This is a genomic window from Agrobacterium sp. V1, assembly GCF_030518355.1.
GTDB lineage: Bacteria > Pseudomonadota > Alphaproteobacteria > Rhizobiales > Rhizobiaceae > Agrobacterium > Agrobacterium cucumeris.
The window spans coordinates 1,790,947-1,816,874 of sequence record NZ_JAULSF010000002.1; the positions used below are offsets into that span (position 1 = coordinate 1,790,947).

General features: G+C 59.8%; 25 protein-coding genes and 1 tRNA gene. 13 read left to right on the plus strand and 13 right to left on the minus strand.

Annotated elements, in window-relative coordinates; translation table 11 throughout:
• Positions 1-8 precede the first annotated feature (8 nt).
• The gene (locus QSV77_RS22020; protein ID WP_302735060.1) at positions 9-1,127 is read right to left on the minus strand and encodes a mandelate racemase/muconate lactonizing enzyme family protein; all 1,119 of its coding nucleotides are present in this window, start codon (positions 1,125-1,127) and stop codon (positions 9-11) included.
• A gap of 280 nt (positions 1,128-1,407) precedes the next feature.
• On the opposite strand from QSV77_RS22020, the gene QSV77_RS22025 reads away from it, so the two are divergent.
• Together QSV77_RS22025 and QSV77_RS22030 are read left to right on the plus strand one after the other, a co-directional pair.
• Positions 1,408-2,082, plus strand: coding sequence for a GntR family transcriptional regulator (locus tag QSV77_RS22025; protein ID WP_269701710.1), 675 nt, complete (start codon positions 1,408-1,410; stop codon positions 2,080-2,082).
• Between the two features lie 107 nt (positions 2,083-2,189).
• Positions 2,190-3,659 (plus strand): mannitol dehydrogenase family protein, encoded by a 1,470-nt coding sequence (locus tag QSV77_RS22030; RefSeq protein WP_302735061.1) that lies wholly within the window; start codon positions 2,190-2,192, stop codon positions 3,657-3,659.
• Between the two features lie 52 nt (positions 3,660-3,711).
• Here QSV77_RS22030 and QSV77_RS22035 read toward each other — a convergent pair whose 3' ends face one another.
• The 8 genes from QSV77_RS22035 to QSV77_RS22070 form a co-directional block, all read right to left on the minus strand.
• Positions 3,712-4,557 carry an ATP-binding cassette domain-containing protein gene (locus tag QSV77_RS22035; RefSeq protein WP_302735062.1) on the minus strand — a complete coding sequence of 282 codons (846 nt, stop codon included), beginning with the start codon at positions 4,555-4,557 and terminating at the stop codon, positions 3,712-3,714.
• Positions 4,554-5,393 carry an ABC transporter ATP-binding protein gene (locus tag QSV77_RS22040; protein WP_142842440.1) on the minus strand — a complete coding sequence of 280 codons (840 nt, stop codon included), beginning with the start codon at positions 5,391-5,393 and terminating at the stop codon, positions 4,554-4,556. The genes QSV77_RS22035 and QSV77_RS22040 overlap by 4 nt, the downstream gene beginning before the upstream one ends.
• A gap of 3 nt (positions 5,394-5,396) precedes the next feature.
• Positions 5,397-6,311 carry an ABC transporter permease subunit gene (locus tag QSV77_RS22045; protein WP_046801723.1) on the minus strand — a complete coding sequence of 305 codons (915 nt, stop codon included), beginning with the start codon at positions 6,309-6,311 and terminating at the stop codon, positions 5,397-5,399.
• The gene (locus QSV77_RS22050) at positions 6,308-7,315 is read right to left on the minus strand and encodes an ABC transporter permease subunit (RefSeq protein WP_269701702.1); all 1,008 of its coding nucleotides are present in this window, start codon (positions 7,313-7,315) and stop codon (positions 6,308-6,310) included. Before QSV77_RS22050 ends, QSV77_RS22045 begins: the two co-directional genes overlap by 4 nt.
• A 62-nt stretch (positions 7,316-7,377) precedes the next feature.
• Positions 7,378-8,982, minus strand: coding sequence for an ABC transporter substrate-binding protein (locus tag QSV77_RS22055; protein WP_269701700.1), 1,605 nt, complete (start codon positions 8,980-8,982; stop codon positions 7,378-7,380).
• Between the two features lie 117 nt (positions 8,983-9,099).
• The gene (locus QSV77_RS22060; protein ID WP_302735063.1) at positions 9,100-10,287 is read right to left on the minus strand and encodes a Xaa-Pro peptidase family protein; all 1,188 of its coding nucleotides are present in this window, start codon (positions 10,285-10,287) and stop codon (positions 9,100-9,102) included.
• A gap of 551 nt (positions 10,288-10,838) precedes the next feature.
• A complete protein-coding gene (locus QSV77_RS22065; protein ID WP_302735064.1) occupies positions 10,839-11,588 on the minus strand; it encodes an SDR family oxidoreductase in 750 nt (249 codons plus the stop codon).
• Positions 11,585-12,199 (minus strand): nucleoside 2-deoxyribosyltransferase, encoded by a 615-nt coding sequence (locus QSV77_RS22070; RefSeq protein WP_142842445.1) that lies wholly within the window; start codon positions 12,197-12,199, stop codon positions 11,585-11,587. Before QSV77_RS22070 ends, QSV77_RS22065 begins: the two co-directional genes overlap by 4 nt.
• Before the next feature lie 163 nt (positions 12,200-12,362).
• Here QSV77_RS22070 and QSV77_RS22075 point away from each other — a divergent pair, with 163 nt between their 5' ends.
• The 4 genes from QSV77_RS22075 to QSV77_RS22090 all read left to right on the plus strand — a co-directional run bounded on the left by QSV77_RS22075 (position 12,363) and on the right by QSV77_RS22090 (position 16,474).
• On the plus strand, positions 12,363-12,989 hold the full coding sequence (locus QSV77_RS22075) for a ribonuclease D (RefSeq protein ID WP_046801718.1): 627 nt from the start codon (positions 12,363-12,365) through the stop codon (positions 12,987-12,989).
• Positions 12,990-13,070: 81 nt separating this feature from the next.
• On the plus strand, positions 13,071-14,303 hold the full coding sequence (locus QSV77_RS22080) for a hypothetical protein (RefSeq protein WP_302735065.1): 1,233 nt from the start codon (positions 13,071-13,073) through the stop codon (positions 14,301-14,303).
• A 47-nt stretch (positions 14,304-14,350) separates the two neighbouring features.
• Entirely contained in the window at positions 14,351-14,659 is a 309-nt protein-coding gene (locus tag QSV77_RS22085; protein WP_302735066.1) for a hypothetical protein, read from the plus strand.
• A gap of 267 nt (positions 14,660-14,926) precedes the next feature.
• A complete protein-coding gene (locus QSV77_RS22090; RefSeq protein WP_302735067.1) occupies positions 14,927-16,474 on the plus strand; it encodes a hypothetical protein in 1,548 nt (515 codons plus the stop codon).
• A gap of 100 nt (positions 16,475-16,574) precedes the next feature.
• On the opposite strand, the gene rpsA is transcribed toward QSV77_RS22090, so the two are convergent.
• Together rpsA and cmk are read right to left on the minus strand one after the other, a co-directional pair.
• On the minus strand, positions 16,575-18,275 hold the full coding sequence (gene rpsA / locus QSV77_RS22095) for a 30S ribosomal protein S1 (RefSeq protein WP_046801715.1): 1,701 nt from the start codon (positions 18,273-18,275) through the stop codon (positions 16,575-16,577).
• A 170-nt stretch (positions 18,276-18,445) separates the two neighbouring features.
• Positions 18,446-19,105 (minus strand): (d)CMP kinase, encoded by a 660-nt coding sequence (gene cmk / locus QSV77_RS22100; RefSeq protein ID WP_271362794.1) that lies wholly within the window; start codon positions 19,103-19,105, stop codon positions 18,446-18,448.
• Positions 19,106-19,303: 198 nt separating this feature from the next.
• Here cmk and QSV77_RS22105 point away from each other — a divergent pair, with 198 nt between their 5' ends.
• Both QSV77_RS22105 and QSV77_RS22110 read left to right on the plus strand, forming a co-directional pair.
• A complete protein-coding gene (locus tag QSV77_RS22105; RefSeq protein ID WP_046801713.1) occupies positions 19,304-19,693 on the plus strand; it encodes a TIGR02300 family protein in 390 nt (129 codons plus the stop codon).
• 152 nt (positions 19,694-19,845) lie between these two features.
• Positions 19,846-19,921 (plus strand) — tRNA-Ala (locus tag QSV77_RS22110).
• 51 nt (positions 19,922-19,972) lie between these two features.
• Here QSV77_RS22110 and QSV77_RS22115 read toward each other — a convergent pair.
• Together QSV77_RS22115 and QSV77_RS22120 are read right to left on the minus strand one after the other, a co-directional pair.
• Positions 19,973-20,500 (minus strand): thermonuclease family protein, encoded by a 528-nt coding sequence (locus QSV77_RS22115; RefSeq protein WP_302735068.1) that lies wholly within the window; start codon positions 20,498-20,500, stop codon positions 19,973-19,975.
• Positions 20,501-20,566: 66 nt separating this feature from the next.
• Positions 20,567-20,941 (minus strand): PAS domain-containing protein, encoded by a 375-nt coding sequence (locus QSV77_RS22120; RefSeq protein WP_142842450.1) that lies wholly within the window; start codon positions 20,939-20,941, stop codon positions 20,567-20,569.
• A 210-nt stretch (positions 20,942-21,151) separates the two neighbouring features.
• Here QSV77_RS22120 and QSV77_RS22125 point away from each other — a divergent pair, with 210 nt between their 5' ends.
• The 5 genes from QSV77_RS22125 (at position 21,152) to QSV77_RS22145 (ending at position 25,921) form a co-directional block, all read left to right on the plus strand.
• Positions 21,152-22,054 carry a hypothetical protein gene (locus QSV77_RS22125; protein WP_142842451.1) on the plus strand — a complete coding sequence of 301 codons (903 nt, stop codon included), beginning with the start codon at positions 21,152-21,154 and terminating at the stop codon, positions 22,052-22,054.
• A gap of 70 nt (positions 22,055-22,124) precedes the next feature.
• The gene (gene nadA, locus QSV77_RS22130) at positions 22,125-23,096 is read left to right on the plus strand and encodes a quinolinate synthase NadA (RefSeq protein ID WP_302735069.1); all 972 of its coding nucleotides are present in this window, start codon (positions 22,125-22,127) and stop codon (positions 23,094-23,096) included.
• Entirely contained in the window at positions 23,093-24,661 is a 1,569-nt protein-coding gene (locus tag QSV77_RS22135) for an L-aspartate oxidase (RefSeq protein ID WP_302735070.1), read from the plus strand. The genes nadA and QSV77_RS22135 overlap by 4 nt, the downstream gene beginning before the upstream one ends.
• Position 24,662: 1 nt before the next feature.
• Positions 24,663-25,520 carry a carboxylating nicotinate-nucleotide diphosphorylase gene (nadC, locus tag QSV77_RS22140; RefSeq protein ID WP_302735071.1) on the plus strand — a complete coding sequence of 286 codons (858 nt, stop codon included), beginning with the start codon at positions 24,663-24,665 and terminating at the stop codon, positions 25,518-25,520.
• A 149-nt stretch (positions 25,521-25,669) separates the two neighbouring features.
• Positions 25,670-25,921, plus strand: a complete 252-nt coding sequence (locus tag QSV77_RS22145; RefSeq protein ID WP_142842455.1) for a GlsB/YeaQ/YmgE family stress response membrane protein — start codon at positions 25,670-25,672, stop codon at positions 25,919-25,921.
• Positions 25,922-25,928 lie beyond the last annotated feature (7 nt).

Consider the following 25,928-nt stretch of genomic DNA (forward strand, 5'->3'; position numbering starts at 1 on the left):
CGCCTTTTTTATTTCACCGCCTTGCCATAACGGGCGAAGCTTTCCGCCAGCGGCGTCGTGCTGGCGCCGGGCTGCTCCGGCCTCCTGTAAACACCATCCCGCACATGGATCGGCTCTTCGAAATGATCCTTGATCCACGGAATATATTCGAGAATGGTCGAAGCCGGATGCCAGTAGCTCAGATGCACATGCACCTGGCTCATCTCACCCGCATGCGGCACCACGGGCAGGCGATGGGCGAGCGCGAGATCAGCCACCTGAATATATTCGGTGATGCCGCCAAGCCGGGTCACATCCGGCTGGACATAGGCGACCGCGCCGGCATCGATGAATGAGCGGAACGCATCCACCGTATAAAGCTGCTCGCCGAGCGCGATGGGAATGGATGTGCCGCGCGCCAGCCGGGCGTGGCTGGTGACATCGTCATACCACAGCGGTTCCTCGAACCAGTAGATATCCAGATCCTTCGCCGCGGCGCAGAAGCGCTGGCATGTCGGCAGGTCCCACTTGCCATTGCCGTCAATGGCGATGCGGATGGAGGAGCCGACGCGCTGGCGGACGGCGGCAAGCCGGGCAATGTCGATATTCGGATCATCATGACCGACCTTGAGCTTCAGGCGGGTGAAGCCATCCTCCTCCACGGCCTTTGCACTGCCGGCCAGCAGGTTTTCCAGCGTAAAGGAAAGCCAGCCAATATCGGTGTTATAGGCTTCCACGCCTGCCGTGCGCGCACCACCGAGATATTGCCAGAGCGGCACGCCCGCCTTTTTCGCCTTGATATCCCACAGCGCCACGTCGATGGCGGCAAGCGCCAGATGGGTGATGCCAGCCCGGCCGACCCATTGCAGCGAGGGGTAACGGGCAAGTTTCATCCACAGCCGCGAATGCTCCGACGCGTCCTCACCCAGCAGCAAGGGCGCATAACAATCGCTGATGCAGGAGGTGATCAGCCTGTCGGATGGAAGATGCGCGTGGGTGCCGGTGAAACCATAACCTTGAATGCCGTCACTCGTCGTGATTTTCGCGCCGACGACGCCCCAATGGGTGATGCTGTGAGTGGAATCGGATATAGAATCCGACGTGAGCGGCAGATGCAGGATGAAAGGTTCGACAGCGGTAATTTTCATGATCGGTCATTCCTCGATGCTTGGACGCTTCTGGGGAGGAAAGGCGGAAGTCCCTTTTCTGAGCGACGCTTCGCCGATTGGTGGGTGAAGTCACGTCATGCCCCGCACCCGATGACTGCGGGAACTGAACCGTCAGGGGATTGCCGGACCACCCTCCTCCGGCAGCCGGCTTCCGATGGCAGATAGAGCTAACGGAAAAACGGATTTTGTAAAATAAAAAATTTTTTATTTTTAATATTTGATTGTTGCCTGTCTTTCCAAGCTGGGCAATGATGCGGCCATGAACACACTCGTCAAAGTCACGCTCGCCGAACAGGCGCACCGGGAGCTGCGCGCCCGCATCGTCAGCGGCAAACTGCGCGGCGGCGAACGGCTGCTGCCCAACGAGCTTGCCGCCGATCTCGGCATCAGCCCCACACCGGTCAAGGAAGCCTGCGTGAAACTCGAGGCTGACGGGCTGGTAGTCAATTCTTCAAGGCGCGGCATGGTGGTGCGCGATTTCACCGTGGAGGATGTGGAAGAGCTCTACGCCGCCAGAATGCTGCTTGAAAAAGGCGCCGTCGAAGTGGCTTTCGATGCCGGACAACTGGACGGGACGCTGCATGCGCAGCTTCTCGAAAGCCTTGCCCAACACCGCGAATTCGCCAAGGGCCCGACGCTCGACGAATTGTCGAAAGCGCTTTTCTACGACCGCAGCTTTCACACGACACTGGTTTCAGCCGCCCGCATTCCGGTCATCTCCGGCTCGCATGAGCGCATTCTCGACCAGACCCATACGGTTTTCGTCTCGATCCTGGGGGATTACGCCCGTTCGGTGGAAGAGCACCAGAATATCGCCGACGCCATTGCCGCCGGCAGCAAGGCCCAGATCGTCGATGCCCTGTGGCGGCATCTCGAGCGCAGCCGCCAGAACACGCTGCGTCAGGTCCGGCTGCTCAAAGAGGCTCGGGCCTGATCCATTCAAAATACGACCTGTTCAGGCACAAGTGGAGGAACTGACATGATGCGGGAAAACCCGGATGCCGCCATTACCATCTTGCTCCGCATGGGGATTTCGCATTGATGACAGACCGGCTTTCCGCTGCCGCCCTTCCCCGCCTGCCGCAATCCGTGGCAACACCCGCCTATGATCGCCAGGCGGTCACACCCGGCATCGTGCATCTGGGGGTCGGGGCGTTTCACCGGGCGCACCAGGCGGTTTTCATTGATGACTGCCTCAATCGCGGTGAGACGCAATGGGGTATCGTCGCCGCATCGCTGCGCAGCCCGGACACACGCGATGCCATCGAACCGCAGGACAATCTCTACACATTCTGCCTGCGCGACGGAAAGAGCGAGCACCTGCGCATCATCGGCTCCATCATGGAAACCATCGTTGCGCCGGAAGATCCTGAAAGGCTGGTGGAGCGGCTATCCGATCCGCGCGTGCTCATCGTCACCCTGACCGTGACGGAGAAGGGTTATCTCACCAATCTCGCTTCCCGCAGCCTGCTGCGTGACCATCCCGATATTCTCCACGACCTTGAAAACCCGGACCGGCCACGCTCCATCTTCGGTTTCATTCTCGCCGCTACACGACGCAGACGCAAAGTAGGCTCGCTGCCGCTGACGCTGCTTTCCTGCGACAACCTGCCCGCCAACGGGCATGTGTTACAAAAGCTCTTGCTGGAATTTACGGAACTGGCCGATGCGGAACTGGCCTCCTTCATCGAAGCCAATATCGCCTGCCCCTGCTCCATGGTGGACCGCATCGTTCCCGCCACAACCGACGCGGATCGGGACGCAATATCGACAGCACTTGGGGTGCGCGACGCCTGGCCGGTGGTGGCCGAGCCCTATTTCCGCTTCGTCATCGAAGATCGTTTTCCGCATGGGAGACCGGCGCTCGAAAGATCAGGCGTGGAGTTCGTCAGCAACGTCGAGCCATATGAACATATGAAGCTCCGAATGCTGAACGGCTCCCACAGCGCCATCGCCGCCATAGGCCAGATCACCGGCCTCAAAACGGTTGCCGATGCATGGGGTGAAAAAACCGTGCGCGATTTCATCGACGCCTATTGGCGTGAAGTCGGCCGGACGTTGGACCCGGCGGTCGATGGCGCAGAATTTGCAGCCGGCCTCAGGGAGCGTTTCGCCAACCCCTCCCTGCAACACAAAACGATGCAGATCGCCTCCGATGCCTCGCAGAAGGTACCGCTGCGTATTCTTGGCCCCTTGCGCGAATTGCTGGAAGAAAAGACCGCCAGTCGCGCCGTTATTTTTGCCGTCGCTTTGTGGATCAGATCCTGCGCAGACAGGGATGAAAAGGATCAGCCGATCACCATTCTCGACCCTGCTTTCAAGGAATGGGATGCGCCGGACCAGCTGGCAATGGCGCCGGATGCTGTCGTGGACCGGTTCCTCACCTTCAGGCGCACATTCGGCGATGACCTGCCGGGCAACGAAAACTTCGTGTCGACACTGAAAGCCGCTTATCGCGACATCCGCCAGCAAGGCGCACTTGCCGCTATCGGTATGTTTTTAAAGTCCTGAAAAACAAACAGGCCGGAAACCCGGCCTGTTTTCTAACTTGATGTTTCTATGCTCAGGCCGTCGCGGCCTGCCGCGCCGCCTTGCGGCGTTCCACGCGGGCGCGGATGGCATCGACATCCGTGATCGGCGTCGCGGCGAAGAGCTGGCGCGTATAGGGGTGCTTCGGATCGGCGAAGAGTTGCTCGCGCGTCCCCTGCTCCACCGCCACGCCCTTGGAAATGACCATCACATCGTCGGCGATATAACGAACCACCGAGAGATCGTGGCTGACGAAAACGTAGGTGAGTTCGAATTCTTCCTGCAGATCCCGGAGCAGGTTCAAGACCTGCGCCTGGACCGAAAGATCGAGCGCGGAAACCGGCTCGTCCAGCACCAGCAGCGCCGGATTGAGCATCAGCGCGCGCGCAATGGCGATGCGCTGGCGCTGGCCGCCGGAGAACATGTGCGGATAACGGTTGAAATGTTCAGGACCAAGACCGACCTTCACCAGCATGGCTTCAGCCCGCTCGCGACGCTCGGAAGCCGGAATTTTCGTGTTGATGATGAGCGGTTCCATCAGCACGTCACCCACCTTCTGGCGCGGATTGAGGCTGCCATAGGGGTTCTGGAACACCATCTGCACCTTGGAACGCATCTGCGTGTCCGGACGTCGTCTGGCGATATCGACCGGCTGGCCTTCGATCTTCAGCTCACCGCCGGATGCCGGGTCGATCAGGGCGATGATGCGGGCAAGCGTCGACTTGCCCGAACCGGATTCGCCGACGATGGCGAGCGTCTTGCCACGCTCGACGGCAAAATCGATGCCTTTCAGCGCCTGAACCGTCTTGGCGCCGCCGAACAGGCCGCCCGGAACATGATAATCGCGGGTAATGCCCTTGCCTTCGACAACAATGCTCATTGAACGCCCTCCTTGCCGAAGAAATCGGAAACCGTGGGCAGGCGGTCGCCGGTGGCATTTTCGGGCAGGGCCGAAAGCAATGCCTTGGTATAGGGATGCTGCGGGGCCTCGAAGAGGCTCAAGACATCCGCCTCCTCCATCTTGCGGCCCTTATATTGCACCACAACGCGGTCTGCGGTTTCCGCCACCACGCCCATATCATGGGTGATGAGGATCAGCGCCATGCCGTATTCCGCCTGCAGGTTCATCAAGAGATCGAGAATCTGCTTCTGGATCGTCACGTCAAGCGCGGTGGTCGGCTCGTCGGCGATCAAGAGGCGCGGTTTGGAGGCGATCGCGATGGCGATCATCACGCGCTGGCACTGGCCGCCGGACATCTGGTGCGGGTAGGCGTTGAGCTTGGTTTCCGGCTCGGGAATGCCGACAGCGCGGAACAGTTCCAGCGCCCGGGCGCGGGCGGCGGAGCGGCCCATGCCGAGATTGAGGCGCAGCACTTCCTCGATCTGGAACCCGACCGTAAAGGACGGGTTGAGCGAGGCGACCGGCTCCTGGAAGATCATGGTGATCTCGCGGCCGATCACCCTGCGGCGCTCCTGCGGCGACATGGTCAGCAGGTTCTTGCCGTCGAAGGTCATCTCATCGGCGGTAATCGTTGCCGTATCGGGCAGAAGCCCCATGACGGCGAGCATCGATACCGACTTGCCGGAACCGGATTCGCCGACGATGGCCAGCACTTCATGCTTGTCGACGGATACGTCGATGCCGTTGACGGCAATGAAGGCGCCGGTGGCGGTGGCGAATTTGACGGTGAGGTTCTTGATTTTCAGCAGGCTCATCGCTCAGCTCCGCTTCAGTTTGGGATCGAGCGCATCGCGCAGACCGTCGCCCATCAGGTTGATGGCGAGTACCGAAATCAGGATCGTCAGACCGGGAAGGGTGACAACCCACCAGGCGCGCAGAATGAATTCACGCGCTTCGGCCAGCATCGTGCCCCATTCGGAAGCGGGCGGCTGGGCGCCCATGCCGAGGAAGCCGAGGGCCGCTGCATCGAGAACCGCGGACGAGAAGGAGAGCGTCGCCTGCACGATCAGCGGGGCAAGGCAGTTCGGCAGAATGGTCTTGAACATCAGCCGGAAATTGCCCGCACCCGCCACACGGGCGGCGGTGACATATTCGCGGCGCAACTCGCTCATGACAGCCGCGCGCGTCAGGCGCGCAAAATGCGGCTGGTAGACGATGGCGATGGCGATCATGGCGTTGGTAAGACCCGGGCCGAGGATCGCGACCAGCACCAGTGCCAGAAGCAGCGACGGAAATGCGAGGATGACGTCCATCACGCGCATGATGACGGTATCCACCCAGCCGCCGAAAAAGCCGGCGACGAGACCGATGACGATGCCGCCGACAAGGGCGATGGAAACGACGACGACGCCGATGAACAGCGAATATTGCGCGCCATAGATCAGCCGGGACAGCATGTCGCGACCGACCGCATCGGTGCCGAAGAAGAAGCCGGCGCGGCCGCCTTCCTGCCAGACCGGCGGGACAAGCAGCGCATCGCGATATTGCTGCGTCGGGTCATGCGGCGCGATCAGCGGTGCGAAAACCGCCACCAGCACCAGAAGAGTAAAGACGGCAAGGCCGATGACGGCGCCACGGTTCTGACGGAAGTAGAACCAGAAATCGGCGATCATCCGGCGGCGGATGGCGGCGTCCGAAAGACGGACGCCGGGGGTGGTGGTCACATCGCTCATTTGTGACGGATCCTCGGATTGATGAGGCCATAGGTCAAATCGACAAGCAGGTTGACGACCATTACCAGGCCCGCAATCAGCAGCAGGCCGCTCTGCACGACCGGATAGTCGCGGCGCGAGATGGAATCGATCATCCACTTGCCGATGCCCGGCCAGGAAAAGATGGTTTCGGTCAGGATGGCACCCGCCATCAGCACGCCAATCTGCAGGCCGATGGTGGTGATGACCGGGATCATGGCGTTGCGCAGCGCATGCACGCCGACGACGCGGGAGGCCGACATGCCTTTTGCACGGGCGGTGCGGACATAATCCTCACCCAAAACTTCCAGCATGGCCGAGCGTGTCTGGCGCGCAATCACCGCCAGCGGAATGGTGGCAAGCACCACCGAGGGCAGGATGAGATGCGACAGGGCCGAGGCGAAAGCGCCCTTCTGCCCCGAAATCAGGCTGTCGATCAGCATGAAACCAGTGACGGAGGGGAAGAAATACATCAGCGAGATGCGGCCCGACACCGGCGTCCATTGCAGGATGCCGGAGAACATGATGATCAGCAGCAGACCCCACCAGAAGATCGGCATGGAGAAGCCCACCAGCGCGGTCGTCATGGAAATCTGATCGAACCACGAGCCACGGCGAATGGCGGCGATGACGCCGACCGGCACGCCGATCAGGGTGGCGATGATGATGGCAACGAGGCCAAGCTCAACCGTCGCGGGGAAGAGCGACAGGAACTCGGTCAGAACAGGCTTCTTGGTGACCAGAGAATTGCCGAGATCGCCCTGAAGCAGCCGTCCGAGGAAATGCAGATATTGCTGCCAGATGGGCTGGGAAAAGCCGAGCTGTTCGGCAAGCTGCGCATGCCGCTCAGGCGATATGCCCCGTTCGCCGGCCATCAGCAGCACGGGATCGCCCGGCAGAACGCGCACGAAGGCGAAGGCGACGATGGTGATCCCGAGGAAGGTCGGAACGAGATAGAGAAGTTTGCCGAGAATGAACCGGATCATGGTTTTTTCCTGAAAAGACGCGCGGAAGAACATGGTTCTTCCGCGCGTCCTGTTGTTTGGGATTACTCCGCGATATCGACGGATTCGAAGGTGAAGTCGCCAAGCGGGCTCATGGTGAAGCCGGAAACCTTGGCGGACATCGGAACGAACTGCGTGGAGTGCGCAAGTGTCGCCCACGGAGCCTGTTCCTTGAAGATCACCTGCGCCTGCTCATAAAGCTTGGTGCGCTCGGCAACGTCAGTGGTCTGCTTTGCCTTGGAAAGCAGATCGGAGAACTCCTTGTTGCACCACTGCGCGCGGTTTGCACCACCTTCGCCGGTTGCGGCGCAGGAGAGCAGAACGCCCATGAAGTTGTCAGGGTCACCGTTATCGCCGGTCCAGCCGAGGATGACGGCACCGTCGCGGTTCACTTCTGTCGACTTCTTGAGATATTCACCCCACTCGAAGGAGACGATCTCGGCCTTGACGCCAACCTTCGCAAAATCCGACTGGATCAGCTCGGCCGTGCGGCGTGCGTTCGGCATGTAAGGACGCTGAACCGGCATCGCCCAGATCTTCATCGTCAGATCCTTGACGCCAGCGGCTTCAAGAGCCTTCTTGGCGGCTTCCGGATCGTACGGATCGTCCTTGATGCTGTCGTTGTAAGACCACATTGTCGGCGGGATCGGGTTCTTGGCAACCTGGCCAGCGCCCTGGAACACGGCATCGATGATTGCCTGCTTGTTCATCGCCATGTTCAGCGCCTTGCGGACTTCCGGCTTGTCGAAAGGTGCAACGGTGGTGTTGTAAGCGAAGTAAGCAACGTTCAGACCCGGCTGCTCATCGAGCTTGAGGTTCTTGTCGGCGCGGATGGTGTCCAGATCGGCCGGAGCCGGATAGGGCATCAGGTGGCATTCGCCGGCCTTCAGCTTCTGCAGGCGCACGGCGGCGTCAGGCGTGATCGCGAAGATCAGATCGTCGATCTTCGGCGCGTCACCCCAGTAGTCGGCATTCTTCTGGTAGCGGATGACCGCGTCCTTCTGATAGGCGACGAACTTGAACGGACCGGTGCCGATCGGCAGGTTGTTGAAGTCTTCCTTGGTGCCGGCCTTGTCAAGCGTATCGGCATATTCCTTCGATACGATCGAAGCGAAAGGCATGGCGATGTTGGCGAGGAACGGTGCTTCAGGGCGCGTCAGCACGAACTTGACGGTATAATCGTCAACCTTGACGATTTCCTTGATCAGCGACGGCATTTCCATGGAGTTGTAATATTCGTAGGTGATACCTGCGATATACTGGTTCCACGGGTTCTTCGCGTCACCCTGGCGGTTGTAGCTGAAAATCACGTCATCGGCGTTGAAATCGCGGCTCGGCGTGAACTTCTCGTTGGAGTGCCACTTTACGCCCTTGCGCAGGTGGAACGTGTATTCGAGGCCATCGCTCGAAACATCCCATTTTTCCGCAAGGCCCGGCTCGACTTCGGTCGTGCCCTTCTTGAACTCGGCCAGACGGTTGTAGACCGGGTGCGCGGAGGCATCGAAGGTGCCGCCAGCCGTGTAAGGCGACGGATCAAAGCCTTCCGGCGATGCCTCGGAGCAATAAACGAAGGTCTTCGCCATGGCAGGCATGGCGGAAGTGATCGCAATCGCAGAGGCGATAAGCAAACTGCGGGTCAGCGTTTTCATCTGGTGGTCCTTTCCCTCTTTTTCTGAGTTCCTGCGGCCCCGTTTGGGTGCCTACCTCTTCTGGTCAGCAGCGGCACGCAACCCGTGCCGCTATTCGGTCCTTTGCCTCCCGACCAATTACCCGGCGACCGGCTGAAACAGCCGGTCGAGGTTCTTTTCCGGCGGGCAGAACCAGCGCGGTCCCGCCTCCGTCATATAAACAATGTCCTCAAGACGGACGCCGCATTCCCCATAAACGCACAGCATGGGCTCGATGGAAAAGCACATTCCCGGTTCAAGCGCCGTCGCATTTCCTGCAACGATATAGGGTTCTTCGTGAATATCCAGCCCAAGCCCGTGGCCGGTGCGATGCGGCAGACCCGGGACCTGATAATCCGGGCCGAAACCGACCGCCTTCAGGCTGTCGCGTGCGGCCTTGTCGACATCGGAACACGCAGCACCAATGTGGGCCGCGGCAAAGGCCGCAGCCTGCGCATCGCGTTCAGCGTTCCAGAGGAAACGCTGCCGCTCGGTCGGCTGGCCAAAGACATAGGTGCGGGTGATGTCGGAACGGTAGCCATGAAGAATGGCGCCGAGATCGACCAGCACCATATCGCCTTCGTTCAATGTCTGCGCATAGGGCACGCCATGCGGATAGGCCGTGGCCTCGCCGAACTGCACCGCCACAAAAAGCGGTTTCATGCCAAGGGCGATATGAGCGGCATTAACGAAATCAGCCACTTCGGTGGTGGAAATGCCGGGACGAAGCCCTTCGAATACGGCCTTCTGCACACCGTAACTTGCATCCATCGCCGTCTGGATAAGGGCAATTTCAGCCGCAGACTTGACCTGTCGCTGGGCGACGATCATCGGCTGGGCGGAAATGATCCGCCCTTCCAGACGCTGCATCAGGGCGGATGCGAAAACAAATGGGGTAGCGGGATCGATGGCCGCAAGATGACCGGCACAGGAAAGCGCCGCAACGCGTCCTGCCATCAGGTCAAAGGGATTTTCGTCCTCTTCCCAGACGGCGACTTCGCCCTTGATGCGAATGAGGGTCTGGAGTTTCGGCTCTTCGAATGTCGGGCTGATATAGATCGGCGCGCCCTCGGCCGGCACCAGGGCGCCATGAATTCGCTCGGAAAGGCCAAGCGACAGGCCGGTATAATAGGTCAGCGACGATGATGCATCGAGCCAGACCGCCTTGACATTGTCCTGGATCATCCGCGCCTGAAGGCCGCGTAGCCGCAACCTGAGTTCGTCTTCAGCGATCGATGAAACCGCGATCGGCTGAAACCGCTTCAGCGCCTCTTGAAAGTCTGCCATTCTCTCCCCGCCGCTTTCGGGCGCACAGACACAAGCGTGTCGGCCACCTCCCAAGCGTTCTTTTGCCCATGCTTAAACACAGGCCGGGGCCTAAGCAATGGGCCAGCACCACGCACCGCCACAAAACTGTGCATATTCATCTAGACATAACGAAATCGTGATCGATGCGCGTCCGATTCCCGTTCCGATTGCCTTGACGGGAAAAATGAAAATCCCCCGGAAATTCGGGGGCCAGTGGAATATTCCGCGCGCCTGGCCAGCGCGCTGAAACGCACCCACAGAAAGAACATCAAAAAAAGAAGGTCCGGAAAAGGAAAAAGCCTGCCGCGGGAGGAGGTGCGGCAGGCTTCAAACTTGATCGGCGACTGGGAGGAGGAGTGCCACCGATCCACATCGAGCGACGCTGGGAGGAGGAGTGCGTCGCTTCGATGATTGGAATATAGCGACATCTGCGATTTTTAACAGAGCAAGTCTCGCAATGCAGCATTGCATTTTTGCATAGCTTCAAAATACCTGCCCGGTTTTTCAGCACTCCTCAAAACCCGTCGAAATCAGCTTTCGCGATAGACCTGAAAACCGGCAAAGGACTGGTTGACCGGCATGAGTTCGAGGCTGTTGATATTGATGTGTTTGGGCTGCGAGGCGACCCAATAGATCGTATTGGCGATATCGTCTGCCGTGATCGGATTGACACCCTTATAAAGATTGTCCGACGCATCCTGGTTGCCGCCGGTGCGCACCAGTGTGAATTCGGTTTCGCACATTCCGGGTTCGATGGAAGTGACGCGCACGCCCTTGCCATGCAGGTCCGAGCGAAGGCCGAGCGAGAACTGCCGAAGGAAAGCTTTCGTGCCGGCATAAACGTTGCCGCCGGCATAGGGCCAGTGCGCGGCGACCGAGGAGAGGTTGACGACAATGCCCTTACGCTCGATCAGCGTGGGCAAGAGAAGGTGAGTGACGTTCAACAGGCCGGTGATATTGGTGTTCACCATGGTCTGCCAGTCTTTCAGCGGCACCTGCGGCGCGGGCGCCGTGCCAAGCGCAAGGCCGGCATTGTTGACGAGAATGTCGATATCCCGGAAGCCCTCCGGCAACGCAGCCAGCGCCTTTGCCGTTGCATCCTCATTGGTAATGTCGAAAGCGGCACCATGGAAGGCCGAGCCGAGTTCCGCCGCCAGCGCCTCAAGCCGTTCCGCCCGCCGGCCTGTGCCGATGACCTTCCAGCCTTCCTTGATGAAGCGCCGCGCCGTAGCCTGGCCGAAACCGGATGTGGCGCCGGTGATAAGAATGGTACCGCTCATGATGATGTCTCCGCTAATTTCGTTCTGTCAGGATCAGTCTGTCCCAGTAATTTCTCCGCCGCCGCCGCAAGGCAGCGTTTATAGGCGTCGAGGTCCGTATAGAGCGCCTCTTCAGGCGCATTGCCGACAATGATGACCCCACCGCGCCGCACAATTCCACCATGCAGCATGAGATTGTCGACCATGTCGAAATTCTCGATCGACAGCCCGTCCGGCCCGCGATAACGGCCCGTTTCATCGATGGTGGCAACACCGCCATAATGCGCCTTGATGCGGGTGAAGTGATTGGCCGCGACATTGGTATAGGCGAAAACCGGCTTGCCCAGCGCGCACATGAAACCCAGCTCAAAGCTTGTTCCCGTATCGGCAGCGATACCGCGAAACGGTGTGAGATTGGCAATCACCGCATCCGCTTCCAGCATCATCCGCTCGTCAACGGCATTGATGTTGCAGCCATGGCCGATCCGGGTATCCGCCGGCGGAATCTGCAGATCACCCGGTGAAAGCGGCGTAAAACCGGCATCCCTCGCCAGCGAGGCCTTGAGATCGAGCATTTCACGCGCATTCGGGAGAAAGACTTCCGGTCCGGCGAGATAGATTTTCTTTGTCATCGGGAATTCATGCGTTTTGTAAGAAAAGGATTTCCCGAACCTAACCCGGGGACTTTCGCAAAGGCAAGCGCGAAGCCGCCCCGAAACGACCCATAAAACGGTATCATCAGGCCATTCTTTCCGTTATAGCCGGAGCAACCGACTGCAATTTCTGGAGCAAGACATGGCCGCAACCATTCGCTATCACGAAGGCGATATTTCCGCCGAAGATACCGCGCGTTATACCGGGGCCATCGCAATCGACACGGAAACACTCGGGCTGGTGCCGCGCCGCGACCGTCTCTGTGTCGTCCAGCTTTCGCCGGGCGATGGCACTGCGGATGTCATCCGTATCGCCGCCGGACAGAAACAGGCCCCCAACCTCGTGCGCATGCTCGAAGACCCCGCCCACCAGAAGATCTTTCATTATGGGCGTTTCGATATTGCCGTCCTGTTCCACACCTTTGGCGTGACGACGACACCGGTTTTCTGCACCAAAATCGCCTCCCGCCTCACCCGCACCTATACCGACCGGCACGGCCTGAAGGACAATCTGAAGGAGATGCTGGAAGTCGATATTTCCAAGGCGCAGCAGTCCTCCGACTGGGCCGCGGAGACGCTATCGCCCGCCCAGCTCGAATATGCCGCCTCCGATGTGCTGCACCTGCATGCGCTGCGCGACAAGCTGACCCACCGCCTTGTGCGCGATGGCCGCCTTGATCATGCCGACGCCTGTTTCGCGTTTCTGCCGACCCGCGCCAAGCTCGATCTTCTCGGCTGGGAAGAAACGGATATTTTCGCCCATAGCTGAGCGTTTTTACCCCTGGTTAAGCACTGATTTACCGAATTTGCCTATTCTCGGCCGCAACTTTGGGTGGCCGGGATTTTTCAGATGATTACTCCGCTGCAGCAGACAGCCAGCATAGCCGTCAGCGACCTCATGCGGTCGATGGTCGAGACTATCGAGGAACGTCAGCGCGAAGAGCAGGAAAAGGCAAGCGGCACCAAAAAGGATGAGGCGGTCAAGACCCAGCCGCAACCGGACCAAAGCCAGCGTGTCGCCAATGAAAAGATAAGCGCCTATCTGTTCGGCATCATGAAACCGGACCCGGATGCCTTTGCCTCGCTCGTCTCCCGCTTCTCCTCCGCCCTTGGTGTCACCCAGGAAAAGGACGAATCGAGCTTCTCGTTTGCGCGAAGACTTCAGGACGCGCTGACCCTGACGGGCGGCTTTGAAAAGGCTGATGCGCAGGGAAAAGCCACGACGATCTCCCTGAAATCCTTCGGCGTCTCGGAAGCACAGGTCGTAGACGTGCTGAACAATGGCGCCACCGCCAAGACCGATCCCATGGCCGCCCTTGCCGCCCGCATTGCAGCAAGCGCTGGCCTGACGGGCAAGGAAGAGGATTTCGGTGTGCAGATGTCGGATGCGATCATGGCAGCGCGTGCGACCTTGCCGAAAAGCGTCAACGATCTGGAAGAATCCACCGGCCTGAAGGAACTCGGCGTTTCAGCCCAGCAGATGATCGCCGCCATCGCCAATCCCTTCGGCGACGCGGCACGCGCCGTGAAGGATGCCCTGAACGAGCAGGCGCAGGGCACCCTGTTCATGACACGCGAAACGATGAAGGTCATCCAGCGCCTGGAAGATGTCGCCGACCCGAAAACCAAGGAAGAATTGCAGGCTGAGCGCGGCGAAAATCGCATCGGCGAAGTCAACGATGCCGAAGTGAAGGCCGAGCGGGAGCAGGATATCCAGAGCCGTGACGCGCAGGGCAAACTCGAGGATGTGCAGGAGCTTCAGGAGGTCGTGAAGGAACACAACGACGCTTCCGCCGGTGAAAAAACGGATAGCGCGGAGGGGCAAGGTCCGGTCGATATTTCATCGGAAATCGCCCTGATTTCCGTGCTTGCGGCCGCACCGGACGAACAAGCTACCCCGGCTGAAAACGATAATGCGCCTGCCGAGGCGGGTAAGGCCAAAACAGACGCGACCACCACACCGGCCGATGCGGAAGCATTGCTGGATGCGATGGCGGTTGTCGATGACGCCCGCAGCGCCATTTTGCCGATCTCGATCGACGATAACGGCCTTTATGAACTGCTGAAGAAAAAGGCGGCATGATTGCCGCTTGCGACCGTATTTGAGCGAAACATGATGTGAGTTCAGACATGTCCGATATTTCCGGCCTATCCGGCAGCGCCGGTCTCGATGCCGAACCGAATACCGCGCAGGCATTGCTCTCGATAGCGGCCCCGCCACTCGCCCCGGATAACACGAGCTTCCTCGCGCCCGGCGAGGATGACGACACCATCGATCCCGTGGAAATTCGGCCCGAGAGAAGCTTTCCCAAGGCGAGCTGGCTCGATGCCATGCCGCCGGAGGCCATGGAAGTGCCCGTCAGCGAACCCGACCACATTTCCTCGGTCAATTCCGACGATAACGGGCTTTACCGCATGTTCATCGGCGTTTCGCCGTGAGCGAAGCCATCCGGCACAATTTATGGTTAGCCAAATATTAATCTCTGCGCGGCAAGCTTCGACTTGATGATTCTGTGTGTGCCGAAGAGAGCTGGCATTCGCGCCAGCGGCATATACGGGCGCTCCCGCATGAGCGGGCGAGATGACACCTGTACATCACCGGCGCGGCAATCTTTCAACAGACGGGCCAGACGCGAACCAGAGAGCCAGTGTGGATTGGCCCTTTCGCAAGCCAGCGGCGGTAATCGATAGGAACGGAGCGCACCCATGTTACCGCCTGTAACGAAAATTTCGGCAGCCGATGCCGCCTATGGAACGACAGTTCCGCCGGCGACCCGCGGGCAGCCGAAAGACGCCGCGATACCGCAGGTGACCAATCCTGCTCCCGACAATGGCAGCAGTATTTTTGCCAAAGCCGCGGTCGCCTCGCTGACCAGCGAATTTCAACTTTCCCGCAGCACCGCCGTACTGGCGGAAACGCTCGGTAAATTGATGAACCTGCCACGGCGCGACGGCGAAGCCATCGAGACTTATGTGGTGCGCCTGACGGACGCGCTGCGCACCATGCCCCCCGCACAGCGCCTGGCGCTGGAACAGCAGGTCAGCAAGGCCCTTCAGGGCTTGAGCCTTTCGATGCTGGCCGAAATTCTGAAACAGCCCACTGGTCCGGAAGCAGCCCGTCTCGCCCTGCTGATCGAGCTTTCCCGCTACAAGGGAATGGATCTGGCAGCGAAAGCGGTGGTTTCCTCCTATCAGCAGAACAATCCCGCCAGTTCGGCACCCACGCAGCCGAAACCGCAGAGCCCCCAAAGCCAGAATTCCGGAAACCACCAGAATGCCGCTGCGGCTGCGCAACCGGCAAGCGCGGCAGCGACCGCCCGGCTTCTGCCTTTGCTCATCAGTCCGCTCGCCCTCGGTGGCGCAGCGATAAAAAACGTCATCGCGGCGCAGATAGGGCCACCGGATCTACGGGCGAGCCTTTCCGCACCGGCAACAGACATGCCCGAACCCGCGCCGGCAGCCTCAAAACCGGAGGGAAAAGCAGAAGGTGTGGGACGCCCGCCTCAATCACCCGCGGGCAACGTGACCAGGGAAATAACGGCAGAGGCACGCCTGGCAAACTCGCCGCGGGCTGAAAATGGCGAGATGCGCACGGCGCTCCCCCTTCGGGATATGATGAAGGCGGAGCAGAAGGAAATGCGCACGCCCCTGCCCCAGTCTTCTGGCCAGCCTGCGGGCGAGGCCAAGACCATGGAAAACCTGCTGCTCGCCGCCCTTGCCGGAAAACTTCCCACTAGAGCCGCGCCAGGCGCGCAACCACCTGTCCCGCCACCGGGCACCGCGCCGCAGCAACTCGAGAATCAGCCGGCCGAAAAGACCGCGGTGCCGACGCCGCTCATCCATCCCTCCGGCGAAGAGGCGGAGACGATTGCCAACCGTCCGGAGGCCCAGCCCCTCCCCCGCGCAGCACTCGATCCGGAAACGAGGATGGCGATGCTCGAACAATCGGCCTCACAATCGCTGATCGCCGCAGCTCTTGCAAAAGACGGCACACCGCTGCCGCTGGTCGCCTACCCGCCGGCGGAAGAGGATTATGAATCGGAAACACCACCCCGCGGTGGCGGCCCGTTCTCTGAAGATGAAGCGGAAGGCGAAGCGGAGGGCGAAGCGGAGGGCGAAAACGCCGAAGCCCCGGAAGAGGCGGAAGAGCGGCTGGCCGCCAATGACGAGACCGGCGAACAGGAAAGCCCACCGGAAGCGGCTTACGACGATAGCGCGGAAAATTATTATCTCAGAATGAGCGGCATGCTCTGAGTTTCAGGTGACCACCCGTCTCCGATGACGCGAAAACTGCGCCAATAAAAAACCCGCCGGAAAATTCCGGCGGGTTCTTCATTTCAAAAGATCAGAGCGATTATTCGCCGCGGTTCTTCAGAGCCGCGCCGAGGATGTCGCCGAGCGAAGCGCCCGAGTCGGAAGAACCGAACTGTGCGACAGCTTCCTTCTCTTCAGCGATTTCCAGAGCCTTGATCGAAAGCATGACCTTGCGATCCTTCTTGGAGAAGTTGACGACGCGAGCGTCGAAAACCTGGCCAACCGAGAAACGCTCCGGACGCTGATCGTCGCGATCGCGTGCGAGGTCGTTGCGGCGGATGAAGGAGGTGAGGTCTTCGTGGTTTACGAGCTTCACTTCAACGCCACCGTCGTTAACGGCGATGACTTCGCACGAAACAACAGCGTTCTTGCGCAGGTCGCCGGACGAAGCGGCTTCGCCGACAGCATCCTTGCCGAGCTGCTTGATGCCGAGCGAGATGCGTTCCTTCTCGACGTCAACGTCAAGAACGACAGCCTTGACGACGTCACCCTTGTTGAACTCTTCGATGACCTGTTCGCCCGGACGGTTCCAGTCGAGATCCGACAGGTGAACCATGCCGTCGACATCGCCTTCGAGGCCGATGAACAGACCGAATTCGGTCTTGTTCTTGACTTCGCCCTCAACTTCAGTGCCGGCCGGATGGCTGTAGGCAAATGCCTGCCACGGGTTTTCCAGCGTCTGCTTGAGGCCGAGCGAGATACGGCGCTTGGACGGATCGACTTCGAGAACGACAACGTCGACTTCCTGGCTCGTGGACAGGATCTTGCCGGGATGTACGTTCTTCTTGGTCCAGGACATTTCGGAAATGTGGATCAGGCCTTCGATGCCCGGCTCCAGCTCAACGAATGCACCGTAGTCGGTGATGTTCGTGACCGTACCGGAGATCTTCTTGCCAACCGGGTACTTGGCGGAGATGCCATCCCACGGATCGGACTCGAGCTGCTTCATGCCGAGCGAGATACGGTGGGTTTCCTGGTTGATGCGGATGATCTGAACCTTGACCTGCTGGCCAATGTTGAGGATTTCCGAAGGATGGTTGACGCGGCGCCATGCCATGTCGGTAACGTGCAGCAGGCCGTCGATGCCGCCGAGGTCAACGAACGCACCGTAATCGGTGATGTTCTTGACGACGCCGTCAACAACCTGGCCTTCTTCGAGGTTCTGAACGATTTCAGAACGCTGCTCGGCACGCGACTCTTCGAGAACCGTACGACGCGAAACAACGATGTTGCCGCGACGCTTGTCCATCTTGAGGATTTCGAAGGGCTGCGGGTTGTGCATCAGCGGGGTAACGTCGCGGATCGGACGGATGTCGACCTGCGAACGCGGAAGGAAGGCAACAGCGCCGTCCAGATCGACGGTGAAACCACCCTTGACCTGGTTGAAGATAACGCCTTCGACGCGCTCGCCAGCTTCGAACTTGGCTTCGAGCTTGACCCAGCTTTCTTCGCGGCGAGCCTTCTCGCGCGACAGAACGGCTTCGCCGAGAGCGTTTTCGATGCGCTCGACGTAAACTTCGACTTCGTCGCCGACCTTCAGCGTGCCGTCCTTGGACTTCGCGCCGAATTCCTTCAACGGTACGCGGCCTTCAACCTTGAGGCCGACGTCGACGATGGCAACGTCCTTCTCGATTGCCGTTACGATACCCTTGGCAACATAGCCTTCGGCAAGATCGTTAGAGGCAAAGGATTCTTCGAGAAGCGCTGCGAAATCTTCGCGCGTGGGGGTAGATACTGACATGAAATCTCCTGGTTGCATCCGCGCTAGGGCGAATACAAAAGCGCCGGTGGGCTAGTGTTGTTGATACCCGAACCCATGCCCGCCTTTTAAAAGGCTTTCCGGCGCAAGGACATGTCTTCAGGCAATTCCGGACTAAACGCGGACCGAAATGAAGCGGTTCCGCGAAAAACCTATTTCCTCAGGGCGGCGTCGATGATCGCCCGCGCGGCCTGAAACGCCGCCTCTATACTCATTTCCGACGTATCTAGCAAGTGCGCGTCTTCAGCCGGTTTCAACGGGCTGTCGGCGCGACCCATGTCGCGCTCGTCACGTTGCCTCACCTCGGCGAAGATGGCGTCGTAGTCGGCCTCTCCGCCATTGGCCAGAATTTCGTCGTAACGACGTCTTGCCCTGACATCAGGCGAAGCCGTGACATAAAGCTTCACCGGCGCATCCGGGCAGACCACCGTGCCGATGTCGCGGCCATCCAGCACCGTGCCCGGCTCCCTTGCCGCAAAACGCTGCTGCGCCTTGACGAGTGCGCGCCTCACCGGCGTCATCACTGCAATCTTCGACGCAGCTTCGCCGATATCGTGTCGGGAAAGCACCGAGCGGTCGAGACCGGCAAGATCGAGTTCCAGCGCCACCTTTTCAGCCACGCCCTCATCATCAAGCGGCAGGCCGGCATCGAGAAGGGCCTTGGCGGTGGCTCTATAGGTCAAGCCGGTATCGAGATGATGGAACCCATAGATTTCCGCGATCCTGCGCGACAACGTTCCTTTGCCGGCCGCAGCCGGTCCATCTATGGCGATCGTGAATGTCATGAAGCTCTCTGCCTGTGTGTGCGTCATTCATATAATATGGCGTTCGGCTGCTTCCAATCTTCATCAGCAGCCCGGCATATAAGGTGCGTTGCAAGGGTAATGCCCGAAGTTTGTCTTTGACACGAAAGACCGCAACGATTAAGGGGACCGGCTAGAAATTTTACAGTCTATGCCGGTTTTACGGCGTACACACCGAAACTCATTCGACAATTTGAGGCTTAGACAGTGGCAAAAGCGGACCTTGGTACCAAGCGCACAGACCCCGATACCGGCAAGAAGTTCTACGATCTGAACCGCAATCCGGTCGTTTCTCCCTATACCGGCAAGTCATGGCCGCTCTCCTTCTTCGAGGAAAGCACGGCACAGGCAAAGCTCGAGCAGGCTGAGGAAGAGGAAGTAGCGGAAGTCGATACCGAAAACACGGAAGTCGAACTCGTATCGCTGGAAGATGCCGATGGCGACAACAGCGGCGACGAGATTCCGGATATGGGCGACGACGAAGACGACGTGGAAATCGGCGACGACGACGATACCTTCCTTGAAGCTGACGAAGACGACGATGATGACGACATGTCCGGCATCATCGGCGTTACGGGCGACGACGAAGAAGCTTGATCTTATTGGATAAACCAGCCCGGCGACAAAAAAATGAAGCCGGGCTGTTTTTTGTGCTTGCACTCTTCGATTAGCCGAAGTAGTAAGCCGCCACCGAACGGAACAACAGCCGCTTCGGTTCCCGGAACCGGACGAAATGCCGGAACCCTTATGGGGCTATAGCTCAGCTGGGAGAGCGCTTGCATGGCATGCAAGAGGTCAGCGGTTCGATCCCGCTTAGCTCCACCAAATCTTCCCAGACACGATTAATCATCCACAAGACAGACATAGCCCGACGTCCTATCGGCCAGCGACCGGCATGGTCCTCTCCTGCAATAACGCCCGCACGTCCTGCCCTTTGATCCCGCATTCAACAGTTTGGACTGCCACTCCCTCTTCCACCACCCGGCATTCGAGATATTTGCCGCGCAGCCGGTTCTCCAGCGCCTTGAAGGCGTTGAGGCCGCAGGCATAGCGGCGGCCATCAGCACCGGCGCAGACGCGGTTGCGATCGATGTCTTCGACGCCGGCAAGGCGGAATTCCTGGCCCTTGAAGGTGAAACGATTGCTGGCGACCACGCGCAGGCGCTGGTCCGCATGTATTTTTAGCGGATAGGGATCGGGCGGGGTGGGGATTCGTTCATAATTTTGCCGACGGATATCGACCTTCACCGGGGAGGTCGTCCACAGCATTTCCGTGTTTGCCGCAAGAGCGGCCGTCTCATATCCATCTTCGCCATTGAAGAACGAGGCGATGCGCATGCCGGCAATGCCGAACCCTATCACCAGCATGATCTGAAACAGCAAAATTGCGATCTGCCGAACCATGTCACCGAAACATCAAAAGCGATAAAATATGACCCTGTCTCGCTGCAGAGTAGGGGAGACGCCGCATTACATCAACAGCACCTTGCGCGCGGTAACATCGCGAATTGTCCCCATTGCCATGATCGGAACGCCGTCGCAGTCGTGGATCACCCTGCCCGTCGTCCTGAGCCAACGGAAACCGCCAGCCTTGAGATCAATCCGGCACTCCTGATCGTAAAACTCACCGTTTGTCAGCGAATTATGGACCGCTCGCGCCACCCGGGCCTGTGAACCAACCTCAACCTGGGCGATGAACTTCTCCACCGGAATGCCGCGAGAAGCCTCCTCAAAGGAGAAATCGCGCAGACGCGAAGCTACGGCATCCAGATAGACCAGATTCTGGCCGATGCTCCACGTATAATAACCAATAAGCGTCTCTTCCAGAGATATATCTTCTAACATCGGCTTTCTACACTATATGAATGCTTATAACTTTTTTATAACATAACAAAAAATGCATTACTAATCACAAGATTTTATCCATTTGTTTGATTATATGCTACTTTAGACTTTATGCGGATATAGAAAGCACTTTGCCGCCTGCCCCTTGTTGGCGAACCAGCCTTCCTGTGCCAAAGAAGGTTGATACCGCAACCCAAGACAGGAGTCGCCGTGACCATCGGGCTTGCCCATGCTGAACTCATTGCCGTCGTCACCGCCATTACGGGAGACGAACCGCGGGTGATGACCGTCCGGGCGGGCGCGGCACTTCCCTCGGGCCCATTCGAGTTCGGGCACAGAACGCTGCAAAGCGGGCTGCGGGAGTGGATCCACGAACAGACCCATCATCCGGTCGGTTATCTCGAGCAGCTTTACACCTTCGCGGATCGCGACCGTAACAACGATATCCCAGGCGGACGAACCATCTCCATCGGTTATCTGGGGCTGGTTCGCGAGCACGAATCATCGGGCAACGGGCATGCGCTCTGGCATGGCTGGTATGAATACCTGCCCTGGGAGGATCATCGGCAGGGCCGCCCGGCGGTTCTGGATACCATCATCGACAGGCTGCGCGCCTGGGCGGATTCCGATCTTGCCTGCAAGAGCCAGCGTCACCTGCGGGCCGATTTTACCTTCGGCCTCGATGGCGGCGGCTGGAACGAGGAACTGACCCTGCAGCGCTACGAGTTGCTGTATGAGGCAGGCCTTGTCGAGGAAGCCCAGAGCGAGCCCCGGACCAATTTCGGCAGGCCGATGTTTGCCGATCACCGCCGCATTCTCGCCACCGGCATCGCTCGCCTGAGGGCCAAGATCAAATATCGCCCGGTGGTCTTCGAACTGATGGCCGATACCTTCACCCTGCTGCAATTGCAGCGCGCGATAGAGGCGCTGGCGGGACTGACCCTGCACAAGCAGAATTTCCGCCGGTTGATCGAGCAGCAGCAGCTGGTGGAGGAGACCGGCGACATGACGAGCGAAACTGGCGGCCGCCCGGCAAAGCTTTTCCGCTTCCGCCAGACCGTGCTCGATGAACGTGCCCTTTCCGGAACGAAACTGCCACTCTCCCGCAATTGACATATGCTCACAATGAGAATATCTCTTTGTCCTATATATACTCAAAAAGAGTATAAATGGGAGAGTGCTCGTGAACGAACAGATTTCTGCTGCAAGCCTTTATGATCGGGTCAGCCGCGTCATTCCCAAGGCCGAATGGATGGGCTTTCAGGATGATGTGGATGCGATCCTTGAGCTGAAGCGCAAACGCAACGCCGTCATCCTCGCCCATAATTATCAGACACCGGAAATCTTCCACGGCGTCGCCGATATCGTCGGCGACAGCCTCGCCCTTGCGCGCAAGGCGATGGAGGTGGAAGCGGATGTTATCGTTCTGGCCGGCGTGCATTTCATGGCCGAGACAGCAAAGCTGCTCAATCCGGAAAAAACCGTACTTATTCCGGATATGGCCGCCGGCTGCTCGCTGGCAGACTCCATCACGCCCGAGGATATTGCGCTTTTGCGCAAGGCCTATCCCGGCGTTCCAGTCGTAACCTACGTGAACACCTCCGCTGCGGTGAAGGCGGCGTCCGATATTTGCTGCACCTCCGGCAATGCCCGCCAGGTTGTGGAATCGCTCGGCGTGCCGCGTGTGCTGATGTTGCCGGATGAATATCTGGCGCAGAACGTGGCGCGGGAAACCAATGTCGAGCTGATCGCCTGGCGTGGCCATTGCGAAGTCCACGAGCTTTTCACCGCCGATGACATCAGGGAATTGAGAGAGAGTCATCCGGGCGTCACCGTTCTCGCACATCCTGAATGTCCGCCGGATGTCGTGGAAGCCGCCGATTTTTCCGGTTCCACCGCGGTCATGTCGGATTATGTCGGCCGGGAGCGCCCCGCTCGCGTGGTGCTTCTGACCGAATGCTCGATGAGCGACAATGTCGCCGTGCATCACCCCGATGTCGAATTCATCCGTCCCTGCAATCTTTGCCCGCATATGAAGCGCATCACGCTTGGCAATATCCGCACGGCACTGGAGGAAAACCGCCATGAGGTGACGGTCGACCCGACAATCGCGGTCGCCGCCCGCCGCGCCGTGGAGAGGATGCTGGAGGTATGAGCGAACGCCTTCCGTTGCAGCAGGACTGGACAGTCGTCGTCGGCAGCGGCATTGCCGGCCTGATGGCGGCGCTGACGCTTGCGCCGCAGCCCGTGCTGCTTCTGACACGCGGGGCGCTCGGCGGCGAAACCTCAAGCGCCTGGGCGCAGGGCGGTATTGCCGCAAGTCTCGGCCCGGGCGATAGCAGCGCCCTGCATCTTGCCGACACGCTCGCCGCAGGCGACGGGCTCTGCGACGCGGATATGGCCGAGGAGATCGTTTCTGCCGCCCCCGCCGTCATCGAGGCGCTGGAGCGGGCCGGCGTGCGCTTCGACCGCGATGCCGAGGGGAAACTTGTCTTCGGGCTGGAGGCTGCCCATGGCCGACGGCGCATCCTGCATGCGGAAGGCGACGGTTCGGGCGCGGCCATTGTCAGGGCGCTCGCAACCGCAGTCCTTCGCACGCCGTCCATCACTGTTATGGAAGGCACGGAAGTGCGCCGTCTATTGACGGAAGAGGGCACTATCACCGGTCTTGCCTGCGTCGGCCCGAAGGGCAGTTTCATTCTGCCGGCCACGCAGGTCATTCTTGCGACCGGCGGCCTTGGTGGGCTTTACGAGGCGACGACCAATCCCTCCGGCAATTTCGGCCAGGGCATCATGCTCGCCGCGCGGGCCGGCGCCATCCTCACCGATATGGAATTCGTCCAGTTTCACCCGACGGCGCTTTCCTCGCCCAGACGGCCGCTGGCGCTGGTGAGCGAGGCGGTTCGGGGCGAAGGCGCGCTTCTGCTCAATGAAAACGGCGAGCGTTTCATGGCGGCGGTGCCGGGTGCCGAGCTTGCGTCACGCGATATCGTCGCCCGCGCCATCGATCGGGAAATCCTGCGCGGCGGCGCGGTCTTTCTCGATGCCCGCAAGGCGCTGGGTTCCGGCTTTTCGCTGCGTTTCCCCTCTATTGACCTGCTCTGCCGCGAGGCCGGCATAGACCCCGCCCGTGAGCTTGTGCCCGTGCGTCCCGCCGTGCATTACCATATGGGCGGCGTCGCCACGGATGGCAGAGGCCAGAGCTCGGTGCCGGGCCTGTGGGTTGCCGGTGAAACCGCCTGCACCGGCCTGCACGGCGCCAACCGGCTCGCCAGCAACTCCCTGCTGGAAGCCGCCGCCATGGGCATGCGCGCAGCACAGGACATTGCCGGTCGACAGGTACGCAGGGCAGAGGCGACAGCTATTGCGCCAAGCGCAGCCCCCAACTATGTGGCCGCCGATCTCGCTGCCGTCCGGCCCATCGTTTCCCGCCATCTCGGCATTGTGAGACATGCAGCAGGTTTGAGCGAAGCGATCCGGGACCTGCTGCCGCTTGCCGAACAGGAAGGCCCGGCATCCGATCCCGCCCTTATCGGCCTCACCATAGCCGTCTTTGCGGCCCTGCGCACGGAATCGCGCGGCGCGCATTTTCGCGACGATTTTCCCGGAAAGGACGCTGTAGCCACACGACGCAGGCTGAGCCTGACCGACGTCATCGCCATCGGCCATGACCTTTCCTCATCCAGCTTTTCTTCTTCCAGCATTGCGCGGAGCGCCTGACATGAACCTTGCCCCCCTGCCACGTCTCATCATCGAGCCGCTCGTGCGCAACGCCCTTCTGGAAGATCTGGGGCTTGCGGGCGACATAACCTCCGCCGCCGTCATTCCCGCCGATCATCGCTCGGTCGTCGTCATGGCCGCACGTGAACCGGGCGTCATTGCCGGTCTCGATGCGGCGGAGCTTGCTTTCCAGCTTGTTGATCCCGCCATCATACTGAAACGACACGTTGAGGATGGAGCGACCGTTGCGCCCGGCGATATCATCGCGACGATCGAAGGCCCTTCCCGCGGGCTTCTGACGGCGGAGCGCACGGCGCTGAATTTTCTCGGGCATCTCTCGGGCATCGCCTCCGTTACCGCAAAAATCGCCGCATCCATCTCCGGCACCAAGGCCTCAATCGCCTGCACCCGCAAGACGACGCCCGGCCTCAGGGCGCTCGAAAAATACGCCGTGCGCGCCGGCGGCGGCATGAACCACCGTTTCGCGCTTTATGATGCCGTCCTCATCAAGGATAACCACATTGCCGTGGCGGGCGGGGTGCGTGCCGCCATCCGGAGCGCCAAACAGAGCGTGGGCCATCTCGTCAAAATCGAAGTGGAGGTCGATACGCTCGCGCAATTGCGCGAGGTGATGGACGAAGGTGTCGATGCGGTTCTTCTCGACAACATGACGCCGGAACAATTGCGCGAGGCCGTGGCGATCGTCGCCGGGCGCGCCATCACCGAAGCCTCCGGCCGTATCAACCCGCAGACGGCGGCAGCCATCGCCGCAAGCGGCATCGATCTCATCTCCGTCGGCTGGCTGACGCACAGCGCACCGGTTCTCGATATCGGGCTGGATTTTCAAAGCCGGGGCTAAAGAATAAGGCAGTCCAGGCGCGCCGCAGGGAACCACATCTCCGCATCTGCGTTGTTACCCCGCCTGGGGTCATTCAAGGCGGGGGGATCAGTGCGCGCAAAAGCCTGTCCATATGCCTGCGGACCTCTCTTACAAAGGAAAGGCTTATTATGGAAGACGCACAAGTTGGCTGGATTGCAGCAATTATCATCGGCGGCGTAGCCGGTTGGCTCGCCGAACAGTTCATGAAAAGCAATATGGGTGTTTTCATGAACATTATTCTCGGCATTGTCGGCGCCATCGTCGCCAATTTCCTTCTCGGGCTGATTGGCGTCTCGCTCGGAGGCTGGATTGGTTATCTCATCGCCGGTTTCATCGGCGCCTGCATTCTCATCGCCGTCGGGCGTGCAATTCGCCGATAAGGGAGCA

Coding starts and splice junctions, on each gene's coding strand:
- QSV77_RS22020 (WP_302735060.1), bottom strand. CDS start 1,127: ATGAAAATTACCGCTGTCGAACCTTTCATCCTGCATCTGCCGCTCACG.
- QSV77_RS22025 (WP_269701710.1), top strand. CDS start 1,408: ATGAACACACTCGTCAAAGTCACGCTCGCCGAACAGGCGCACCGGGAG.
- QSV77_RS22030 (WP_302735061.1), top strand. CDS start 2,190: ATGACAGACCGGCTTTCCGCTGCCGCCCTTCCCCGCCTGCCGCAATCC.
- QSV77_RS22035 (WP_302735062.1), bottom strand. CDS start 4,557: ATGAGCATTGTTGTCGAAGGCAAGGGCATTACCCGCGATTATCATGTT.
- QSV77_RS22040 (WP_142842440.1), bottom strand. CDS start 5,393: ATGAGCCTGCTGAAAATCAAGAACCTCACCGTCAAATTCGCCACCGCC.
- QSV77_RS22045 (WP_046801723.1), bottom strand. CDS start 6,311: ATGAGCGATGTGACCACCACCCCCGGCGTCCGTCTTTCGGACGCCGCC.
- QSV77_RS22050 (WP_269701702.1), bottom strand. CDS start 7,315: ATGATCCGGTTCATTCTCGGCAAACTTCTCTATCTCGTTCCGACCTTC.
- QSV77_RS22055 (WP_269701700.1), bottom strand. CDS start 8,982: ATGAAAACGCTGACCCGCAGTTTGCTTATCGCCTCTGCGATTGCGATC.
- QSV77_RS22060 (WP_302735063.1), bottom strand. CDS start 10,287: ATGGCAGACTTTCAAGAGGCGCTGAAGCGGTTTCAGCCGATCGCGGTT.
- QSV77_RS22065 (WP_302735064.1), bottom strand. CDS start 11,588: ATGAGCGGTACCATTCTTATCACCGGCGCCACATCCGGTTTCGGCCAG.
- QSV77_RS22070 (WP_142842445.1), bottom strand. CDS start 12,199: ATGACAAAGAAAATCTATCTCGCCGGACCGGAAGTCTTTCTCCCGAAT.
- QSV77_RS22075 (WP_046801718.1), top strand. CDS start 12,363: ATGGCCGCAACCATTCGCTATCACGAAGGCGATATTTCCGCCGAAGAT.
- QSV77_RS22080 (WP_302735065.1), top strand. CDS start 13,071: ATGATTACTCCGCTGCAGCAGACAGCCAGCATAGCCGTCAGCGACCTC.
- QSV77_RS22085 (WP_302735066.1), top strand. CDS start 14,351: ATGTCCGATATTTCCGGCCTATCCGGCAGCGCCGGTCTCGATGCCGAA.
- QSV77_RS22090 (WP_302735067.1), top strand. CDS start 14,927: ATGTTACCGCCTGTAACGAAAATTTCGGCAGCCGATGCCGCCTATGGA.
- rpsA (WP_046801715.1), bottom strand. CDS start 18,275: ATGTCAGTATCTACCCCCACGCGCGAAGATTTCGCAGCGCTTCTCGAA.
- cmk (WP_271362794.1), bottom strand. CDS start 19,105: ATGACGCACACACAGGCAGAGAGCTTCATGACATTCACGATCGCCATA.
- QSV77_RS22115 (WP_302735068.1), bottom strand. CDS start 20,500: ATGGTTCGGCAGATCGCAATTTTGCTGTTTCAGATCATGCTGGTGATA.
- QSV77_RS22120 (WP_142842450.1), bottom strand. CDS start 20,941: ATGTTAGAAGATATATCTCTGGAAGAGACGCTTATTGGTTATTATACG.
- QSV77_RS22135 (WP_302735070.1), top strand. CDS start 23,093: ATGAGCGAACGCCTTCCGTTGCAGCAGGACTGGACAGTCGTCGTCGGC.
- nadC (WP_302735071.1), top strand. CDS start 24,663: ATGAACCTTGCCCCCCTGCCACGTCTCATCATCGAGCCGCTCGTGCGC.
- QSV77_RS22145 (WP_142842455.1), top strand. CDS start 25,670: ATGGAAGACGCACAAGTTGGCTGGATTGCAGCAATTATCATCGGCGGC.